Raw genomic sequence first — 19,249 nt, forward strand, 5'->3', positions numbered from 1 at the left:
ACTGAATTCGCAATAAAGAATAATTAGAAATTACATGTCAATACTAAGCACAAAAGAACACGAAGCTTTCAGACGAGAAGTAAGAGCCTTTGCCGAAAAAGAAATTAAACCGCTTGCCGCGCAGCTTGATGAGAATGAAACTTTTTCGGTAGAGCTGTCGCGTAAAATGGGACAAGCCGGCTTATACGGCATCGATATTCCCAAAGAATATGGCGGACAAGGGAAAGACACCCTGTCTTACATTATCGCCGTTGAAGAGTTGGCCCGTGTGGATAGTTCACAAGCTGCCACCATGGCCGCTCATAACAGCCTCGGCCTCACTCCTGTCTACCAGTTCGGCACCGAAGAGCAGCGCCAAAAATATGTCCCCTTATTAACATCAGGTGAAGGACTTTGGGCCTTTGGACTGACGGAAGTAATGGCAGGCTCCGATGCGCAGGGCGTTGAAACAACTGCCGAAGACAAGGGCGATCACTGGCTCATTAATGGCAGTAAACGCTACATTACCAATGGCAGCAATGAGCTGATGAAAGGCATTACCGTGCTGGCCGTTACTAATGCCGAAAATGGCAAAAAGCGCTTCTCAACAATCCTGGTGGACAGAGACACTGAAGGCTTTGAAACCAAACGTATTTTTGGTAAAATGATGTGGCGGGCTTCCGACACGGCTGAACTCAAATTCTCTAAAATTAAAGTTAACAAAGAGCAGCTGTTAGGGCAACAGGACAAAGGCCTGGGACATATGCTAAAAACCCTTGACTCCGGACGCTTATCCATTGCCGCCATGGGCTTGGGACTGGCACAAGGGGCGTACGAAATGGCGCTGGAATATGCGCAAAAAAGAGAACAATTTGGCCAGGTAATTGCCACTAACCAGGTGATAGCTTTCAAACTGGCTGATATGGCACTAAAACTGGAACTGGCGCGTAATACCTTATACAACGCCTGTGCTTTAAAAGATGCAGGACAGCCCTTTGGCAAGGAAGCAGCCATGGCCAAATTATATTGCAGCGACATTGCTAAAGAGATAGCAGATGAAGCCATTCAGATATTTTCGGGCCAGGGTCTGTTAAAATCATCAGCCATTGAGCGCTTCTATCGCGACCAGCGTATTCTGCAAATTGGCGAAGGTACCTCCGAAATTTTGCGCATTGTTATCAGTAAGCATTTGGGATTGGTTTAAGTTCACCTTATTTTTACCATAATTAAACAAAACACCAGGTAATGGAAGACAGGAAACGCGACCATATTGATTTAGCTTTTAGCTCACGGCTTGAAGGTAAGCATGCCGACAACCGATTTGATTACGAGCCGCTTTTTGGCACCCACCAAAAAACAGAGCTTGAATACCACTTTGCAGGTAAAAAAATGCGCCTGCCCCTTTGGGTTTCAAGCATGACAGGCGGCACCCAGCGAGCCGGCACCATCAATAAAAACCTGGCTCAGGCCTGTGCTGAGTTTGGCTTGGGAATGGGTTTAGGCTCATGTCGCATCCTGTTGGACTCACCTGAACATTTTAATGATTTTAATGTGCGCCCCATCATGGGTAATGAGGCCCCTTTATTTGCCAATATTGGTATTTGCCAGTTAGAAAGCATGCTGGAAGATGGCAGTACAGACAAGCTTGCAGAACTGGTTGACAAGCTGGATGCTGATGGCCTGATTGTACATATCAATCCTCTGCAGGAAGCCTTTCAGCCGGAGGGTGATTTATTGAAGCGCCCTGCACTGGAATTACTTCAGGAGTTTATGGAGGAAACCACGGTAAAGCTCATTATTAAAGAGGTGGGACAAGGATTTGGCTATGCCAGCCTGAAACAGCTCTTACAGATGCCTATTGAGGCCATTGAGTTCGCAGCCATGGGAGGCACCAACTTTTCTTTGGTGGAGCTCAATAGGTCCAATGCCGTTGCTGCAGAAGTTTTTAACCCATTCATTCATGTGGGACACACAGCTGAAGAGATGACCCACATGGTGAATAACTTAGTGGATGAACTGCCTCTTGAAGCCATAAAAGCCAAACAGCTCATCATATCGGGTGGTATTTCGAGTGTACTGGATGGCTATTACCTCACCTCTGTTTCGAAGCTGCCAGCCTTTTATGGCATGGGCTCGGCCTTTTTACGGCATGCCATGGGCGATTACGCGAAGCTGCGTGTATTTGTCGAAAAAATTGATCAAAGTTGGAGCCTGGCATCCAGTTTTTTAAAAGTTAAACAACCCTGATATGCAATCATTAATACAAGGTTTCTCTAAACTGAGTCGTGATGAAAAAATTAAGGTGCTGGTTGAGCAACAACAGCTGGCACCTGAAATAGCCGCATCTTTTCAGTCTTTCCTTCACCCGAAACAGCAACATTTATTTAATGATATTTCAGAGAATATCATCTCAAATTTCTATTTACCATTTAGTCTGGCTCCCAACTTCCTAATCAATGAAACACTTTATATGGTGCCCATGGTGATTGAAGAGAGCTCAGTGGTAGCGGCTGCTTCAAAAGCAGCTGGTTTTTGGGCCAAAAACGGAGGTTTTCAAACCAGAGTCATCAACACCATCAAAAATGGTCAGCTCTTCTTCAATTGGTCAGGCAATATCAATGCTCTCAACAACCATAACAAAGAGATTGAAGAGCTAATATACAAAACTACGGCCACCATCACTTCCAAAATGCGTCAACGAGGCGGAGGAATAACAGGCATAGAGTTTAAGGCAGTGCCAAACATGGCGAATACCTGTCAGGCACTCGTTAAATTTCAGACGGCCGATTCTATGGGGGCCAATTTCATTAATACCTGCCTCGAAACCATCGGTCCTGAATTAATGGTCTACATTAATCAGCATCCCCAACTCAAACAAGAACAGGAGGCGACAGTCATCATGGCCATATTGAGTAACTATACACCTGAGTGTTTGGTCGAATGCAAGGTAAGCTGCCCAATTGAACAGCTTCAGCCCTATGCAGGCGGCTACACAACCAGGGAGTTTGCCAACCGGTTTAAAACGGCTGTCGACATTGCAATTAATGATCCCTACCGGGCTGTCACCCACAACAAAGGTATTTTTAATGGCATTGATGCTGTGGTGTTGGCTACCGGCAATGATTTCAGAGCCATTGAAGCCGGGGCACAAGCCTATGCAGCGCGTAACGGCCGTTACGCTTCACTGACCAATATTGAATTGACTAATGAAGTATTTGAATATACACTAACAGTACCTTTAGCTTTAGGAACTGTAGGTGGATTAACCAATAACCACCCTATGACCAAAGCAGCCATGCAGATATTACAACAGCCATCAGCCGAACAGCTAATGCAGGTAGCCGCCGCAGCAGGTATGGCCAACAACTTTGCAGCAGTAGCTTCGCTGGTAACTACCGGCATTCAAAAAGGCCACATGAAGCTGCATTTGAGTAACATACTCAATACATTCGGGGCTAATGAAGTAGAAAAAAACGCAGCCATCAAACATTTTAAGGACAGTGTGGTTAGTTACTCTGTGGTGGAAAACTTTTTGAAAACGATTAGACAATAGATGGTGCAGGATAGCGAACAATCATACTATGCACATGGCAAACTGCTGATAAGCGGAGAGTATGTGGTATTGGCAGGTGCAAAGGCGTTGGCAATACCTTTAAAGTACGGACAAAGCCTTACGGTGACAGAAAATAAGAAGTATTTTCTGAGCTGGACAGCCACCACTCCAAAGGGCAATTGGTTTGAGGCGACCTTTAATGAGGCATTGGAAGTGCTCGAAAGCGATAACCTGCCTTTGGCTAACAAGCTCGGTGACATACTTCTTAAATGCAAAAATTATCGTGACGACATTACGCAGCTGCTGCTAAACAGGCAGGTAACCACCCGGCTGGAGTTTGATGCTAACTGGGGTTGGGGCAGCAGCTCCACGCTAATATCCCTACTGGCACAATGGTTAGGTGTTCACCCCTACCTGTTGTTGCAGGATACCTTTGGCGGCTCGGGCTATGACATTGCCTGTGCCACAGCATCTTCTGCAGTAATATTTGAGCTTAACAATGACATTCCTAAAACAACACCTGTTCAGTTTCAGCCTGATTTTCATGAAAACATCTATTTTGTTTACACTGGCAGAAAACAAAGCAGCCAGAAGGCAATTGCCAGCTTCAGTAAAAGTAAAGTCAGTCAGCAAGATTTACAGCGCATTAGTGCCATCACTCAAAACATGCTCGGATGCAATAGCCTGCACGAATTTGGCCACCTAATGGAAGAGCATGAAACGATCATTAGTTCAATTGTTCAACTTTATCCAATTAAAAATGAACATTTTGAAGATTTCAAAGGTTATATAAAAGCGTTAGGTGCTTGGGGCGGTGACTTCATTATGGTTGTTTCGGAAGAATCGCCAGACTACATCACCAATTACTTTGCACAAAAAAACCTGAACACCATTTTTAAACTTAATGAAATTAAAAGGTAACATGTCTGTATCTACAGCTCTTATTTACAAAACAGTACAAAGTGCAGCATCCAACATTGCCATTGTTAAGTATTGGGGGAAAAAACCAACTCAGCAACCAGTGAACCCCAGCATCAGTTTTACTTTGACTAAATCAGTCACTACAACTTCAGTTCGTTACCAACCCGATAATGCGCCTTTAAACATCCGCTTTTTATTTGAAGGATATGAGAAGCCTGAATTTATGCCCAAGCTCAACACGCTATTGCAGAGGCTACAGCCACACCTTCCGTATTTGGGAAAAGGGCATTTAACCATTGAAAGCTCCAATACGTTTCCTCATTCGAGTGGGATTGCTTCATCGGCCAGTTCCATGGCAAGTTTAGCCAAGGCCCTTTACACGATTCAAACTCAAATTGCCCCTTCAGAAACCCGCAGCGATGCCAATACTTTAATTTCTGAGATGGCGCGACTTGGCTCGGGCAGTGCCTGCCGTTCAACCATGCCGGGCTGGGTTCTTTGGGGAGAAACACCTGAATTGCCAAGCGCATCTAATCAATATGGAGTGACAATTAATTCTGCAGTACATCCTATTTATAAAGATCTTCAGGATAGTATTTTGGTAATACGCCAGGGAGCTAAAGCCGTAAGCAGCACGGTTGGGCATCAACTGATGGACACACACCCCTACCGGGATGGGCGTATTCATCAAGCCAACAGAAACATTAAACGACTGCTGAATGCGCTTAAAACTGGCGACTTTAATATATTCACAGAAGTTTGTGAAGAGGAGGCCTTGAGCTTACATGCGCTAATGATGAGCTCTTCGCCTGGGTATAGTTTAATGGCTCCCGAGTCGCTTGCAGCTATTGAGCGCATCAAGCAATTCAGACACCAGCACAATATTGCCCTCACCTATACGCTGGATGCAGGTCCAAATATTCACCTCATCTACCCTAAAAAACACCGTGAAATAATAAGCTCTTTTATTGATGAGCAATTGCGCCCCCTTTGCGAAAACCGGCAAGTTATTGATGATGAAATATCCATTGCTTAATCCTTCTATAGAAAGACAAATGCAGGAACAGTCAAAAAAAGATATCTATTATTCGAAAGTAATGCTCTTTGGCGAGTATAGCATTATTCTGGGCTCAAAGGGCCTCACTATTCCTTATTCGCATTTTAATGGCGAGCTAAGATTCATTAACAGCAATAGCTACACCAACTTGAATTTTGCCAAAAATTCGAATAGTCAATTACAGGAGCTTTTCGAGTACATAAGTGCACTAAAAGAGCAAAAGGTACTCTTGGCCGATTTAGATATCCGGCGGCTGGGCAAGGATCTGAAAGAAGGTTTGTATTTTGAATCGTCAATACCAGAAGGCTACGGACTGGGCAGTAGCGGGGCCTTGGTAGCATCCTTATACAACAGTTACGCCTTGAATAAGATTGAGGCCCACCTGCACATTAGTGATGAAGAGTTATTTAAGTTAAAAAAGATATTTGCACAAATCGAATCGTTCTACCATGGTACCAGTTCTGGTATCGACCCACTAATCTGTTACCTGCGCCACCCCATTGTGCTGGAAAATGCTCATCATATTTCTTCAGTAGGCATTCCGCGTAAAGATATTCTTAACGAAGATGCTATCTTTTTGCTTGATGCTGAAACGACGGGAAAAACGGCACCTCTGGTTAAACTCTTCATGGATAAAGTGAAAGATCCTGAGTTTCGGGAGAAAATAGATAAGGGTTTGATCCCAACAACCAACCACTGTATAACATCCATGCTTAATGGGCAACTCAACGACATGTTTGACTCCCTGAAGCAGCTGTCTGCTTTTCAGCTAACACATTTTAAGGAGATGATTCCTGAAACAATTCAGGCCCACTGGAAAGAAGGTTTGAACAACCAGCTTTATACATTAAAACTCTGTGGTTCAGGTGGCGGTGGTTTCTTTCTTGGATTTACCCGCAACTATTCAGCTACAAAAGATTATTTTGCGGCCAAAGGAAAAGCGATTATTCCTGTTTATCAGGAACTATAAAAGATCAGCCTCCCGTAATTGCTTATAAAACAATTAGAGTGACAGGTGCACACAAACCCCTCTGGCTTTTTATGAACCTTATTAGGAGCAATCTATCAAAACCGAAACACCCGTTTCAAATACAAGCGCCACAAGGGCTCCTTTCTGTCGGTTTGGTACCGGTATTTCATGTAGGCTTTTTGAGGGAAAAATTCGAAGAATAACAGCTTAAATTTGGCACTAAACCCTGGGGTGTTAATGAGGTGCTTAAGGTTGATTAAACGATGTTTACGACTTTGGTTTTGCTCACTCAATAAAAAGGCAATACGCTCCATCAGTGCCTCTTTATCATCTGAACCGCTAATGTATTTGTCGGGCATTAGCAGCATCACCATTTTAACCATCTGTTGCATGGCTGTCTTCTTTTTAGGACAAATGCTATACACATCGTCTAAAAAGGTGGCAAGATCTGCTGCTTTATTAAGCAACAGCGCAATATCCAACAGCCAGCCTAAACGCAACCCATCCATCTCAACTCCCTTAATGGCGTGAGTAATTAAATGATAGGCTTGCATTTTATCATCCAGAATGCGAAGGCCTACTCCCTGCTTATCAATTTCAAGTGTATGCCTGAATAAATCACTCGTTTGGGTATAAAAATCGCTGCCAAGAGCAAACAGGCGCTGATGAATTTCAACCATTATGCCATTGACCTCAACAGCTCTCACATGCGCATCTGTTACTTCATGGTATTTCGACCTGGGCACCACCAGTGGCTTCGCTCCTTTTTGCAACAGTACTGATAAGGCTTTCAGCCCTTCACCTTCGGGCACCAACAGATCAATATCTCCCATCGGACGAAGGCCTTCATCAGCATACAAACTACTGGAAAGAGCAATCCCTTTAAGGGCAACAACTGGAATTCCGGCTGCCTCCAACGCCTGACTGACTCTGTTAAAAACAGACAGATAATGCTGGTATCGAATCGTATTATTTAGATAGACACCTTTCCATGCAGACATGCTTTCTGCACTAATACCTTCTATTTGTCCACATTTTACCTGTCTGTAACACCAGGCTCCCACCCCATTAGCAGCACCTAAACGAAGCAGTTCATCAGATAATGGACCGTCCCAAAGAACAGGGGCATCCTGAACACTGCACAATTTCATTAGCTGCTTAACAGCTGATATAGAGACCTTCTGTTTCATTGCACCTTTAATGTTTTTAATACTACCCGCCTTGTTCGATACAGAAATGCACCCAGCGTCAACAGACCACAAACAGCTCCTGCCCAGGTTCCCGTTTGGGTTTCAATCGCTAATCCCCCATTTGTAATGGGAGCAACCAATAGGTAAGTTATACAAACAATGGTCATAAAAGTAGCCGGCAGTGATAGATACCAATGAGCCTTACCCACTTTAGCCAGATACATGGCGGCCGTCCATAATACCACTACTGCCAGTATCTGATTCGATAAGCCAAGATATTTCCAGATGGTCGTAAACTCCAGCTGTGACAACGCAAAGCCGACTGTAAAAAGGGGGATGCTAATGAGTAATCGCTTCACAATGGTGGACTGGTTGTAGTTAAACATATCGGCAATGGTCAGGCGGGCACTTCTGAAAGCGGTATCCCCGGTTGTAATCGGACAAGCAATAACACCAATAATGGCGAACACAGCCCCAACAGGTCCCAGCCAGGCTACACTAATTTCGTTCACCACCCAGGCCGGATTATGCCCGTCAACCTGCATGGTCAAATTTAACCCTTCGGCTCCACCAAAGAAGGTCATGGCTGCTGTTGCCCAAATAATGGCAACAATACCCTCGGCCACCATGGCCCCATAAAATACATAACGCCCGTAGCTCTCCTTTTTAATGGTTCGTGCCATCATTGGAGCCTGAGTACTATGAAACCCGCTTAGTGCCCCACATGAGATAACAATAAACATCATGGGAAACAGAATGTTTTCGCTGGGGTGATGGTGCCAGTTGGCAAAGCTGCTTACCGATAATTCGGGCATTTGCAAACTACCGCCAGCAGCCCCCCAGAGCATAGCAGCCGCAATCGCCACAGCCATTATAATCAATGCCGCACCAAAGAGTGGGTATATTTTACCAATAATCTTGTTAATAGGCAGCAGAGTAGCGATTAGGTAATAGGCAAAAATCACATACAACCAAATAGTAAGTCCGCCTCCCGTGAGATTGGCCAGCAGCCCTGCCGGTCCGGATACAAATGCCACACCAACAAAAATAAGCAGTAGTAAGGTAAAGACCCTCAGGAAGTTCTGAAAACCAACGCCGAGGTATTTTCCAACTATTTCTGGGATACTGGCACCGCCATTCCGTATAGACAGCATTCCTGAAAAATAGTCGTGCGTAGCTCCCATAAACAGGCACCCTCCTACTATCCACAAATAGGCCATTGGCCCATACATAGCGCCCAATATGGCCCCAAATATAGGTCCTAAGCCCGCTATATTTAAAAACTGAATGGTAAATACTTTCCAGGTGGGCATGGGAGCAAAATCCACCCCATCAGCCTTTTTAAGTGCTGGAGTTGGTCGGGAATCATCCGCCCCAAAAAAACGCTCTATAAAACGTCCGTAAAAAATAAAGCCCAGTATCAAAGCCACAATGGCACCAATAAATGTCCACATTTTGAATTACATGAAATGGTATTTGAACTAACAAAGCTAGTGCTTTATAAAAATCAGACAATCCAAACTCAAAATATTTATTCACAGACGACCGTTACTCATCGCTGGCCTCATATTTTAGCCACATTAAGTCTCTCTTTGTTCAATGGGCTGGTTCATTCAAAGGAAAACCCTTTTAAGCCTTGCTGAAGGCCATGTATTTTGTATTTTCGAACTGGAATAGATAAACCTGTAACATGAAGACCTTTTTCTTATACCTTGCACTTTTAATCAGCCCACTAGGCCTGGCTGCCGATTTAAGTAACTTTCTTTTACCTGCCCCTAAAAATATTCAGATTCACAAGGGACAGTTTCAGGCTAAACAGCTTAATATTCATTTGCGAAGCTCAGCTATTCAACTGAGTAAACCACTGCTCAATATCTTGTCTTCGTTTGAACACACAGGCTTTCAAACCAATCTAACACCCCTTTCTTTAGCACCTACAGAGGCTCCCTCATTAGTAACCACTATAAATGAACAACTTCCCTTACAGGCCTATTCTCTAAATATCAACCACAAAGGCATTCAACTAAGTGCCGGTAGCGAAACTGGCCTGTACTATGGCCTGCTCACCCTCCAACAAATAGGACAGTTTGCAAAACAAGAAGGCTACTGGCCTTTACTAAGTATTGAAGATGAACCGGATTTTGAACGACGAGGGGTGATGCTCGATATCAGTCGCGATAAAGTACCAACCATGCAAACACTCTATGACATAGTTGACAAACTGGCTGCCTGGAAAATCAATGAATTGCAGCTCTATACCGAACACACCTTTGCCTACAAAAAACATCAAACGGTGTGGAAAGATGCGAGCCCCATGACTGCCGAACAAATACAAGCACTGGATGCTTACTGCCAGCGTCATTTTATAGATTTAGTGCCCAACCAAAACTCATTTGGCCATATGAAACGGTGGCTGATACACGAAGAGTACGAACACCTGGCTGAATTGCCGCAACCCGGCAAAACAATTTGGGGCATGATGACGCGTACCAGCCTTAGCCCCGTTGAACCTGGTTCGCTTGAGCTGATGAAAGAGTTATATGCCGAATTTTTACCCAATTTTAGTAGTCAATACTTCAATATAGGTTGTGACGAAACAGTGGAGCTGGGAGTTGGTAAGTCGAAAGAGCTTTGTCGGAAAATTGGTAAAGGACGTGTGTACCTCGATTTTGTGCGGGCCCTCAAGCAGGAGGTCGACCAGTATGATCGCATCACTCAATTTTGGGGCGATATTATCCTGCACCACCCCGAACTGATACCTGAACTACCAAAAGAGATGGTTGCCCTTATCTGGGGCTACGAAGCCGATTACCCATTTGATAAGAACTGCCCTAAATTTAAGGCTGCCGGGCTCGACTACTATGTATGTCCGGGCACCTCAACCTGGAACAGCATCATCGGACGCAACAAAAACGCATTTGCTAACCTGGAAAATGCAGCTATCAATGGTAAACAACATGGAGCCAAAGGGTTTTTAAACACAAACTGGGGCGACCAGGGGCACTGGCAACCGTTGTCGGTATGTTACCCTGCCCTCTTATACGGTGCCGCCTTAAGTTGGAGTGTAGAGGCTAACTTAACAATTGATATTGCCCGGCAGGTATCGTTCCAGGTATTTGATGATAAAAGCGGCCAAAGTGGTGCAGCGGTAGTTAAACTGGGCGATGCCTACCTGAGTATGCAAGCCACCACCAGTAACAGCAGCATCTTTCACCAGTTGTTAAAGCGCAACCGCAAATCGGTGCACACCGACCGCTGGCTAAAATCCATCAACAAAACCAACACCACTGCAACAATCCGATTAATTGAGCAACAAATAGCTGATTTGAAAACAGCCCCTATGCAATGTGCCGATTCAGAAATAGTAATGGCAGAAATGGAACAGGCCTGCAAATTGGCGCTGCATGCCTGCCACTTAGCACAGGCCAAACTCAATACCGCCGATGGCCACTTTATCAGTCTAGCCCCTGCTGAAAAGGACGCTTTGCGTACAGAAATGCAACAACTGATTAGCAACCACAAGCGGATTTGGCTCATGCGCAATCGCATTGGCGGGTTAAAAGACTCAGCTGCCAAGATGCAGGCTGTACTCAACACCTACCAATAATTCCATTACTAATTGACAGTTTTTTTTAACGCTGATTAACACAAAAAACCACTAAATTTGCGCCCATCTTTGGCGACCTTATTACATTGTTGACCAGCACTTCAAAGCTTCTCACCTTGAAGCCCAAAACCATGTTTTGCAAGCCTTGAATGCTGCAGGTGTAATAAGGGGCAAGGTCTCGCCCATTTTTTAATTTAGTTTTTTATTTATTTGAATATGAAGCGATACTGGCGTTTGTTTCGTCCTCACTATGTCGAAACACGAAGATTGGCGCTACCTGTAATTATTGCACAGGTAGGACAAATAACTGTGGGAATGGTTGATAACATGATGATTGGCCAACTAGGCAAAACAGAACTGGCTGCCGCGGCCTTCGCCAACACCCTTTTCTCATTGCCTTTAATATTTGGGATGGGATTTGCCATGGCCATTACGCCACTGGTGGGTCAGGCCCATGGGCAATCCAATACGAGTCAACTCAAATTTTTAAAGGCAGGCGCCTATGCCACCAATGCCCTGATGGCATTTCTGTTGTCCATGGTATGCCTGGCACTTTACCAGCTGATGCCATACATGCACCAACCCGAGAGCATAATTGGGCAATCACAAAAGTTTTTCAGCATTATTAGCCTGTCCATTATTCCGCTAATGATTTTCTTGAGTGGCAAACAGCTATCGGAGGGACTCTCGAACACCCGATTGGCCATGACGGTAACACTAATGGCCAATGTAATCAACATTATTGGCAACTATGTTCTGATATTCGGTAAGTTTGGTGCCCCCGAACTGGGCCTCTATGGCGCGGGCTGGTCAACGCTGATAGCCCGTATTATGATGGCCATTGTAATGACACTGTTTATCCGAAAACTAAAGCCTTTAACGGCCAGTGATATAAAGCTATCTATTGGCAAGATGCTACAAACCATCCGGTCCATAATCAAATTAGGTATCCCCATGGGCTTGCATATCTTCTCGGAGGCCTCCGCATTTATTGTGGCCGGTATTATGATTGGATGGATAAGTGACACAGGCCTTGCGGCCCACCAGATAGTAATCAGTCTGTCGACCTTTGGTTTTATGCTATACCAAGGTATTGGCGCCGGCACTACTATTCGGATTAGCCAGTTTTCGGCCAGGCAGGTGCCAACACTCATAAAACAGGCCTCACAGGCCTCGTTTCAGATTGTGTTTGTAATGGTATTAATCATTTCATCCACCTTTTTACTCCTGCGTCACTGGCTCCCTCAACTGTTCACAAACGATGCTGAAGTAATTGCGATGGCATCGGATATGATTGTTGTATTAGTTCTGTTCCAGTTGTTCGATGCAGTGCAAATCATTTACTCGAGTATTTTAAGAGGTATGGCAGATGCGACCATTCCTGGTATTTTAACCATCATCTCTTACTTTGGCATTGCCATCCCTTTTAGTTATTGGGCAGCTTTTGCAGGTGGCTTTGGTGAAATTGGTATTTGGTTAGGTTTCCCGGTTGGATTAGGGATATGCGCCTTACTCTTTCATTTTCGATTACAAAAACTACATCAAAACACCTCTAAAATTACAAGTTCAAAGTAAAAGGTATTAAAAAATGTCAAACACAAATACACCCCGCATTTTTAGGGGAAACTAATAATCAAAATAACAATATTCGGGAACACCCCCCATAAAATAAATAAAACTCGATTATATTTTTAATATAAAATAGTAACACACCCCTAAAATAAGGAGGTAGCAAATCGCAAATAATTCAATATTTTGACAACACCCCCAAATCTAAACGCTCATTTTACAATTATTTAACATTTTTGCGCTTGCACCCCCAAAAAATATCTCCATCTTTGTAGTGGATTTTTTCATAAAACTTGGATTTAGTTAGCTGATTTAAGGGTAAGGACAGATAAACGTATCTGTCCTCTCTTTTTTTTAAGGGGTTTGTATTCCCTCTCTACAATCAGATGCTCACCAAACTAAATGCCCCGTAAGGCCACACCACAATTTCACACAAGTCTTTTCAGAAAGCTTCATCATTGCCATTAGGCTTCACTTCCATTTTCCCATTGCTGCTGATATAACCTTTGCGCGTTTACTTAAAGGCCGCTTTTTGTAAAGGGAAGCTATGGGACTTTGTCCAAAGTCCGCTTTCTTCAAAAAGAAAAGAATGGACATTTGCCCAACACCCACTTCTGATAAAAGCTTACTGCAAACAGTTGTCCAAGGTCCATTTTTTTTAAAAGGCGAGCTTTCGGAGTTTGTTTATACTCAGTTTTACGATAACGTAAATAAACTGTCTTATTCAGTTACGGCAAAAAAAAAGGACCAACGCACAACGGCATTGGTCCCTTTTGAAATAACTAACCCACACTATCTATTATTCATATTCTCCAATTAAGATTCCTGAAATACTCCAGGCACTAAAGCTGGTTCCGGCCGGCTCACCTAATGGTATTGCCACCTTCATTTGATGACTTCCTGCCTGTACATCGGGTAGCTCCACATATTCAGGATTTGTTGCCGTTCCCGGGCACCATCCGCTACGACTCAGATCGCTCGAGGAAATACCATTCCAGAAATTACCCGAAACCGGATTATATTTTCGGTAAGCAGCACAATCGGTGCGCCAAGGGGTAAAAGTAAATACCCGCTCCCCATCAATAAAAATTTCATTCTGCTTGGGGTTGAACTCATCGCCTCCACCCCAGCCACCATGACCGGTAGTAATATATCTGAATTTAAGATTCTTCACCCCTTCTGGTACGGTAAAATTAACAGTCAGGCTATCGTTTTTAAACATGGTACCATAGCGCTGTCCACCCATTTCCATCACATTACAGGTATTGAAAAGTGGTTGCATGTAGTACTTTTTCCCCGACTCTTCCTTCCAGTCAAAACTACCCGGATAGGCTTTGATATCGAGCGTTAGCTTATGGCCACCTCTATCGTAATTGCCAATAAAAGCACCAATCAATACTTCGCCCTCTAAATAGGGTTTCAGGTCGCTTACATCCTGCTTATAAATGGAATGATCCTCCCACTCAATATCTTTGATTTTAACCCTGTCGTTAAAATGACGCACTCCAAATGTGGTAAAAAAGCGCACTAACTCCACCACCGGCTCATAATTTTCGGTTAACACCACTCCCTGGTAATCGAGGCCTTCAGCATCGTAATATACAGGCAATGCTTCCATTCCGCCTTTCAGGCCATCCCAGAAACTTTTCTCACGCTCTGTTGGAATCACAAATACCGAACCGGTTCTATCATAAGCATCCCCGTTACTATACTGGTTTATTTCTGCAAATATAGAATAGTGATCAGGGGTTTTTGGCAACTTTACTTTCTTCACAATAAGGGTACCTCCGGCGAAGTGATACACCGAATCCAGCACTGGCTGGTCAACCTCCAGGTTTTCTTTACCCCAGCATATTTGCTCATCATCAAACACGCGGGTGCTGATAATCATTTTCTCCCTTTTGATATCACCCAGCTCATTTTTTGTCACGACTTCTCCCAAGTTGGCAGGCAAAAGCGTTTCCTTCGCTTTTTTTCGTTTAATATTCACCTCAGACGCCAGGGTTTCGTTATTTCCATTCCGTACAACACTGAGTACCAAACCTGGCACATACCCAACATGTGGTTGCGGTGATCCCTGAATACCAGCTTCATCGGTATACCAGATAACCATTTGATTGGAATTGATAACAGTTTTGGCCTGCTTACAGGTGTATCCTTGTATGACACGGGTTTCATCGGTCAACTCCAGAGTGGGCAAATCATCAAATGAAAGTAATGAATGGTACACATCACCATCATCAAACTGAGCCATTTGAATTAAGCGTTTTGAGCTGTAGTCTGCAAAGGTAGCTTCATGGGCATAGCCCGGTATCAACTGTTCTACAGTTGGTTTATCGCGCCAAACTTTAGACGATTGTCCGGCATACTGCACATGCAATAAAGGCATGTCCTTTCGCTCCTTGCCGTTATACAAAACCTTATAGGTTACGGTGCCTTGCCGAGAAAAATCCTGCGCTACTGCACCGCCAATTATTAAGAACATCAGAAATGACCAAAATAAAGTCTTCATATGTATTGAATTGAGTTAATTTTAGAATTACTACAAAATTAAACTCCATTCCTACATTTAGGGAGAACACATGTTCAAGAAAGAGATAAAATAGAACAGGAGCAGACGTTTACAGAACCTTTTGCGCCAAACACTCGCGAATGGCCAGCATCACCCCATTTTCATCATTACTTTTAGCTATATGCCGGGCTACCGCCTTTATATCGGGGTGAGCATTAGCCATTGCATAGCTGTGCTTCACACTCTGCAGCATTTCTAAATCGTTCAGGTAATCGCCAAACGCCATTGTTTCCTCAGGACGAATATTTAGCTCGCGATGAAGCAACTGAATGGCCTTACCTTTATTAACCCCCAACGACATAACATCGAGCCAGATGGGACTGGATGTACTTAATTGCAGCACCTCTCCAAAACGGTCCTTCAGTTGAGGATAAATGACGGTTTCGATGTTCGAAAAGTCGTTAATGGCGATTTTGAGCAAATCATCTTCAACAGCTAACAGATCGTTTACCAGCTGATGCTTGACATAGTACTTTTCCAATTCCGTTTTAAACGCCTCTGACGAAACGTTTTCGACATACGCTCCATTTCGGCCACACAATACTATATTAGCTCCCAAAGCTCTGGCCGTTTCGATTAGCTCCTTTACATGTTTGGATTGCATTGGCTGCATTACTTTGGTTTGACCCTTCCAGTTGATAAAACCACCGTTCTCGGCCACAAATGCCATATTATGATCCAGGTGCGCAAACTCCTCCACCAAAGTATAGTATTGTCGTCCGCTTGCAACAACAAACTGAATACCGGCCTCTTTAATTTGCTGGTAAACCTCGACAAAATCTTTTGGTAATTGCTTGTTTGAATCCAGAAGTGTTCCGTCCATATCGGACACAATCATTTTAATCATAATAAACGCCTTTAAAAGCACAAATATAGACTGAATAAAACAGCCTCAGCACCGGTAAGTGTTAATATTCTAAAAAAGCCCAAATTATTAATAAACAAAGTGCTTGAACGTGTTCATTCAAATACTGCATGCCCAATTCGTAGTTATTTTAAACCCAAAGACCAAGATGCGTTTCGTACTTTGCACCGGCTAGCATTTTATCACGCCGACGTTAAATAGCCAGTTCCACCAACAAAAAATCCCGCCGAAGCGGGATTTCATGTTTTTAATTATGCAAGTGAACAATTATTTGACTTCAAATTCAAACTCAACATCAGTTGGTGGCAAACAGGTTTCATTGTCACAACACATAAATGTCAGATAACCTTTAACTTTTGCCGGACGCTTTGTAATACGCACGTTTTGAGTAATTGTTGCTTCGTGCTTAAAAAATGGCACTTCCATATCAAATACCTCATCATGCTTAACGGTGGCTTTAGTTACCTCAACCGGACTTTTAAGCTCTTTGGCATTTTCCATACCTTCGAAAGTAAACTCAGTAGCTACCGGGCCACCTTCAGGCACGTTTAAGCCATAGGTTTTCCAGCCATCCTCAATAGTCGCATGCGCCACTACTTGAACTTCAAACTGGTTAATTTCTTTAATCTCAATTTTCCACTTAACGGGCTCTTGCATTTGAGCACTCACTCCTATCGCTCCAAAAATCAGAAGCATCATCAGGGCAAAAATGTTCTTTTTCATCATCGACTCTAGTTTTTTGTTTTCGAAGTAGTGTTTCGTTCTACTCCCTACTTGTTATTAAGAACTGTACAAATATACTACCAAAATACCTTTTTGAAGTGTAATTAAGTCTATCCCGGTAAAATCATCTGTAGTTATAAGACACATAAAAAGCAAAGTTGGGTGACATGGAATGCGAAAAGATTACTAATTACCTTCAGCAGAGGACGCATAAATGGACAAATGTTAATGCGATGTTAAAGCCTCCTATTCAAGCATAAATAATTAAGTATTAATAATTCTTATTAGCGGTAATTGTGTAGTTTTGAATCATAATTAACACATTTTTAATTACAGACGTTCAACAAACTAAAATTAATTGTACTATGAAACATCTTCTTATTGCCACCATTGCTGTATTTGGCCTGATGGCCTGCAATGGTCCGGCCAAAAAATCAAGCAATACGCAATCAGCCGAACCACAAATTCAATCCGTTTCTGTAGATAACCTGCTGGCGGAGGCTGAACAGCTAGTTGATAAAACAGTAAAGGTTCAAGGGCATGTAACCCACACCTGCAAGCACTCGGGCAAACGCTGCTTTTTAGTAGGTGACAACGAACAGTTTACTGTGCGCGTTGAAGCTGCGGGCAAAATTACCGGTTTTAACCGCGAACTGGTTGGCAGCACCATCGAAGTTGAAGGCATTTTGAAGGAACGCCGTCTGTCCAAAGAATACATTGACCAAATGGAGCATGATGTTAACGAAAAAGTAAAAGAAGATGGTTCGGCAGAAAGCTGTGCTACAGAAATAAACAACATTAATGACATGAGGAGTTGGATGAAAGCCAATAACAAAGATCATTATTCCATTTATTTTGTAGAAGGCTTGAGCTATGAAGTGGTCGAATAAAGCAGTTAGAAAGTGGCTACGCATTATCCACCGCGACTTGGGCTACGTAATGGTTGGCATTACAATTATCTACGGCATTTCGGGCTATGTACTCAACCACATGGACGGGAAAGACCCCGCCTATGAAACTGTTGAAGGCATAGCGCTATTGCCTGCCGGCCTTTCTAAAACACAAGTAAAAGAAGCCTGGGTGTTACAGGATGAGTTACCTGCCATCAAACGCATTCTACCCATCGACGGTGAACATTACCGACTGATGCTGGATGGCGGAATAGGGGTTTATCAGAGTAACAATGGCGAGGTGGTGTATGAGCAACATCGCAAAAAACCATTTATCTATTTTATTAATAAACTGCATTACAACAAAGTGGGCGGTTGGACCCTTATGGGGGATATATTTGCCTTCACCCTGATATTTTTTGCCATTTCCGGACTATTTATGGTCAAAGGTCCCAAAGGATTAGGCGGAAGAGGCAAATGGTACTTACTTATTGGCCTTGCCATCCCAATAATTTACTTATTTATCATGTAAAAATACTCAAAGCCTCATCTGAAGATGGGGCTTTGTTGACCTTGGCTCTACCATTTCACAAACAAATTTGTATTTTTATGCTTATCAGTACTCTACTCAAAAAAGAATACTGCCGCGGTTTGTTTAATGGCCAACACCAATAACCCGGGCCAACCAGCCTGCTGCAAAAGCAAGCTAACATAAGGATTTTACACTATAAGTTTAAATTTTAATCGTTAACAAAAATACCCGGTCCATGTCTAAATCAAGAAAACTAGTCCTCACGCCCATTGCTACGCTGGCACTCCTGGCATTAATCATATTCGAACTTCTATTATTCTTTAACCAAGGCAATAAAATGACCTTCCAAACACTCAATCTACTGGTTATTCTGGGGCATCTTATCGGGCTGGCATGCCTCTACTCTACTACCCAATTAAAGCAGCTATTAAGCAACCGGCTAATAATGGCTGGCATCATTGGAATGGGTATCGGCATGATTATGAAAATAATGCACCTGCCCTTTGGAGCCTACACCTTACTCATTGCTGCGATATATTTAATAGGTGCCAGTATATATTATTTCACCCGCTATTCATCAAAAAACACAGCTAACTATCTGAAGATTATTTGGCTACCTCTATTCTTGATGGCTATCATATTTAAAATGAACCACTTTCCGGGTGCACATAAAATCCTCTTTACCGCTTCAGTTGTTATCTGGCTGATAGTCATTCATTACTGTTACAGCGGGATGAATAAAAGGTAGTTTAAAGCCTGGTGGTGAACCTATCCCAACATGAGAATACCAACCAAGCGTTAAGCACACGGATTAAGGCCAA

16 protein-coding genes are annotated in these 19,249 nt (G+C 43.3%); 11 read left to right on the forward strand and 5 right to left on the reverse strand.

Annotated features, from left to right (window positions below; translation table 11 throughout):
- Positions 1-34 precede the first annotated feature (34 nt).
- Genes ACSX1H_RS15225 through ACSX1H_RS15250 form a run of 6 tightly spaced genes read left to right on the forward strand, consistent with a single transcriptional unit; the run spans position 35 to position 6,480 of the window.
- Positions 35-1,183: an acyl-CoA dehydrogenase family protein gene (locus ACSX1H_RS15225; RefSeq protein WP_439185084.1), complete on the forward strand. Its 1,149-nt coding sequence runs from the start codon at positions 35-37 to the stop codon at positions 1,181-1,183.
- 41 nt (positions 1,184-1,224) lie between these two features.
- Entirely contained in the window at positions 1,225-2,226 is a 1,002-nt protein-coding gene (locus ACSX1H_RS15230) for a beta/alpha barrel domain-containing protein (protein ID WP_439185085.1), read from the forward strand.
- A gap of 1 nt (position 2,227) precedes the next feature.
- Positions 2,228-3,532 (forward strand): hydroxymethylglutaryl-coenzyme A reductase family protein, encoded by a 1,305-nt coding sequence (locus ACSX1H_RS15235; RefSeq protein WP_439185086.1) that lies wholly within the window; start codon positions 2,228-2,230, stop codon positions 3,530-3,532.
- Positions 3,533-4,453, forward strand: a complete 921-nt coding sequence (locus ACSX1H_RS15240; RefSeq protein WP_439185087.1) for a GYDIA family GHMP kinase — start codon at positions 3,533-3,535, stop codon at positions 4,451-4,453.
- Positions 4,437-5,489, forward strand: coding sequence for a diphosphomevalonate decarboxylase (gene mvaD, locus ACSX1H_RS15245; protein WP_439185088.1), 1,053 nt, complete (start codon positions 4,437-4,439; stop codon positions 5,487-5,489). The genes ACSX1H_RS15240 and mvaD overlap by 17 nt, the downstream gene beginning before the upstream one ends.
- The gene (locus ACSX1H_RS15250; RefSeq protein ID WP_439185089.1) at positions 5,467-6,480 is read left to right on the forward strand and encodes a mevalonate kinase family protein; all 1,014 of its coding nucleotides are present in this window, start codon (positions 5,467-5,469) and stop codon (positions 6,478-6,480) included. The genes mvaD and ACSX1H_RS15250 overlap by 23 nt, the downstream gene beginning before the upstream one ends.
- A gap of 95 nt (positions 6,481-6,575) precedes the next feature.
- On the opposite strand, the gene ACSX1H_RS15255 is transcribed toward ACSX1H_RS15250, so the two are convergent.
- Both ACSX1H_RS15255 and ACSX1H_RS15260 read right to left on the reverse strand, forming a co-directional pair.
- Positions 6,576-7,670, reverse strand: coding sequence for a nucleotidyltransferase domain-containing protein (locus tag ACSX1H_RS15255; protein ID WP_439185090.1), 1,095 nt, complete (start codon positions 7,668-7,670; stop codon positions 6,576-6,578).
- Positions 7,667-9,124: a carbon starvation CstA family protein gene (locus ACSX1H_RS15260; RefSeq protein ID WP_439185091.1), complete on the reverse strand. Its 1,458-nt coding sequence runs from the start codon at positions 9,122-9,124 to the stop codon at positions 7,667-7,669. Before ACSX1H_RS15260 ends, ACSX1H_RS15255 begins: the two co-directional genes overlap by 4 nt.
- 236 nt (positions 9,125-9,360) lie before the next feature.
- Between ACSX1H_RS15260 and ACSX1H_RS15265 the strand changes: the two genes are divergently transcribed.
- Positions 9,361-11,277 carry a family 20 glycosylhydrolase gene (locus ACSX1H_RS15265; protein WP_439185092.1) on the forward strand — a complete coding sequence of 639 codons (1,917 nt, stop codon included), beginning with the start codon at positions 9,361-9,363 and terminating at the stop codon, positions 11,275-11,277.
- A 216-nt stretch (positions 11,278-11,493) separates the two neighbouring features.
- A complete protein-coding gene (locus ACSX1H_RS15270) occupies positions 11,494-12,852 on the forward strand; it encodes an MATE family efflux transporter (protein ID WP_439185093.1) in 1,359 nt (452 codons plus the stop codon).
- Positions 12,853-13,645: 793 nt separating this feature from the next.
- On the opposite strand, the gene ACSX1H_RS15275 is transcribed toward ACSX1H_RS15270, so the two are convergent.
- The 3 genes from ACSX1H_RS15275 to ACSX1H_RS15285 form a co-directional block, all read right to left on the reverse strand.
- Positions 13,646-15,358: a PNGase F N-terminal domain-containing protein gene (locus tag ACSX1H_RS15275; RefSeq protein WP_439185094.1), complete on the reverse strand. Its 1,713-nt coding sequence runs from the start codon at positions 15,356-15,358 to the stop codon at positions 13,646-13,648.
- 109 nt (positions 15,359-15,467) lie between these two features.
- Complete coding sequence (locus ACSX1H_RS15280) at positions 15,468-16,265, reverse strand: HAD family hydrolase (RefSeq protein WP_439185095.1); 798 nt, start codon at positions 16,263-16,265, stop codon at positions 15,468-15,470.
- Between the two features lie 285 nt (positions 16,266-16,550).
- Positions 16,551-17,009: a protein-disulfide reductase DsbD domain-containing protein gene (locus ACSX1H_RS15285; RefSeq protein WP_439185096.1), complete on the reverse strand. Its 459-nt coding sequence runs from the start codon at positions 17,007-17,009 to the stop codon at positions 16,551-16,553.
- A gap of 362 nt (positions 17,010-17,371) precedes the next feature.
- Here ACSX1H_RS15285 and ACSX1H_RS15290 point away from each other — a divergent pair, with 362 nt between their 5' ends.
- The 3 genes from ACSX1H_RS15290 (at position 17,372) to ACSX1H_RS15300 (ending at position 19,176) form a co-directional block, all read left to right on the forward strand.
- Positions 17,372-17,896, forward strand: coding sequence for a hypothetical protein (locus ACSX1H_RS15290; RefSeq protein ID WP_439185097.1), 525 nt, complete (start codon positions 17,372-17,374; stop codon positions 17,894-17,896).
- Entirely contained in the window at positions 17,880-18,428 is a 549-nt protein-coding gene (locus ACSX1H_RS15295; RefSeq protein WP_439185098.1) for a PepSY-associated TM helix domain-containing protein, read from the forward strand. Before ACSX1H_RS15290 ends, ACSX1H_RS15295 begins: the two co-directional genes overlap by 17 nt.
- Before the next feature lie 235 nt (positions 18,429-18,663).
- Positions 18,664-19,176 (forward strand): hypothetical protein, encoded by a 513-nt coding sequence (locus ACSX1H_RS15300; protein ID WP_439185099.1) that lies wholly within the window; start codon positions 18,664-18,666, stop codon positions 19,174-19,176.
- Positions 19,177-19,249 lie beyond the last annotated feature (73 nt).

It is taken from the genome of Carboxylicivirga taeanensis (genome assembly GCF_051851475.1).
GTDB classification, from domain to species: Bacteria; Bacteroidota; Bacteroidia; order Bacteroidales; family Marinilabiliaceae; genus Carboxylicivirga; species Carboxylicivirga taeanensis.

Coding starts and splice junctions, on each gene's coding strand:
- mvaD (WP_439185088.1), top strand. CDS start 4,437: ATGAAATTAAAAGGTAACATGTCTGTATCTACAGCTCTTATTTACAAA.
- ACSX1H_RS15240 (WP_439185087.1), top strand. CDS start 3,533: ATGGTGCAGGATAGCGAACAATCATACTATGCACATGGCAAACTGCTG.
- ACSX1H_RS15230 (WP_439185085.1), top strand. CDS start 1,225: ATGGAAGACAGGAAACGCGACCATATTGATTTAGCTTTTAGCTCACGG.
- ACSX1H_RS15250 (WP_439185089.1), top strand. CDS start 5,467: ATGATGAAATATCCATTGCTTAATCCTTCTATAGAAAGACAAATGCAG.
- ACSX1H_RS15265 (WP_439185092.1), top strand. CDS start 9,361: ATGAAGACCTTTTTCTTATACCTTGCACTTTTAATCAGCCCACTAGGC.
- ACSX1H_RS15300 (WP_439185099.1), top strand. CDS start 18,664: ATGTCTAAATCAAGAAAACTAGTCCTCACGCCCATTGCTACGCTGGCA.
- ACSX1H_RS15275 (WP_439185094.1), bottom strand. CDS start 15,358: ATGAAGACTTTATTTTGGTCATTTCTGATGTTCTTAATAATTGGCGGT.
- ACSX1H_RS15260 (WP_439185091.1), bottom strand. CDS start 9,124: ATGTGGACATTTATTGGTGCCATTGTGGCTTTGATACTGGGCTTTATT.
- ACSX1H_RS15295 (WP_439185098.1), top strand. CDS start 17,880: ATGAAGTGGTCGAATAAAGCAGTTAGAAAGTGGCTACGCATTATCCAC.
- ACSX1H_RS15290 (WP_439185097.1), top strand. CDS start 17,372: ATGAAACATCTTCTTATTGCCACCATTGCTGTATTTGGCCTGATGGCC.
- ACSX1H_RS15280 (WP_439185095.1), bottom strand. CDS start 16,265: ATGATTAAAATGATTGTGTCCGATATGGACGGAACACTTCTGGATTCA.
- ACSX1H_RS15235 (WP_439185086.1), top strand. CDS start 2,228: ATGCAATCATTAATACAAGGTTTCTCTAAACTGAGTCGTGATGAAAAA.
- ACSX1H_RS15255 (WP_439185090.1), bottom strand. CDS start 7,670: ATGAAACAGAAGGTCTCTATATCAGCTGTTAAGCAGCTAATGAAATTG.
- ACSX1H_RS15225 (WP_439185084.1), top strand. CDS start 35: ATGTCAATACTAAGCACAAAAGAACACGAAGCTTTCAGACGAGAAGTA.
- ACSX1H_RS15270 (WP_439185093.1), top strand. CDS start 11,494: ATGAAGCGATACTGGCGTTTGTTTCGTCCTCACTATGTCGAAACACGA.
- ACSX1H_RS15285 (WP_439185096.1), bottom strand. CDS start 17,009: ATGATGAAAAAGAACATTTTTGCCCTGATGATGCTTCTGATTTTTGGA.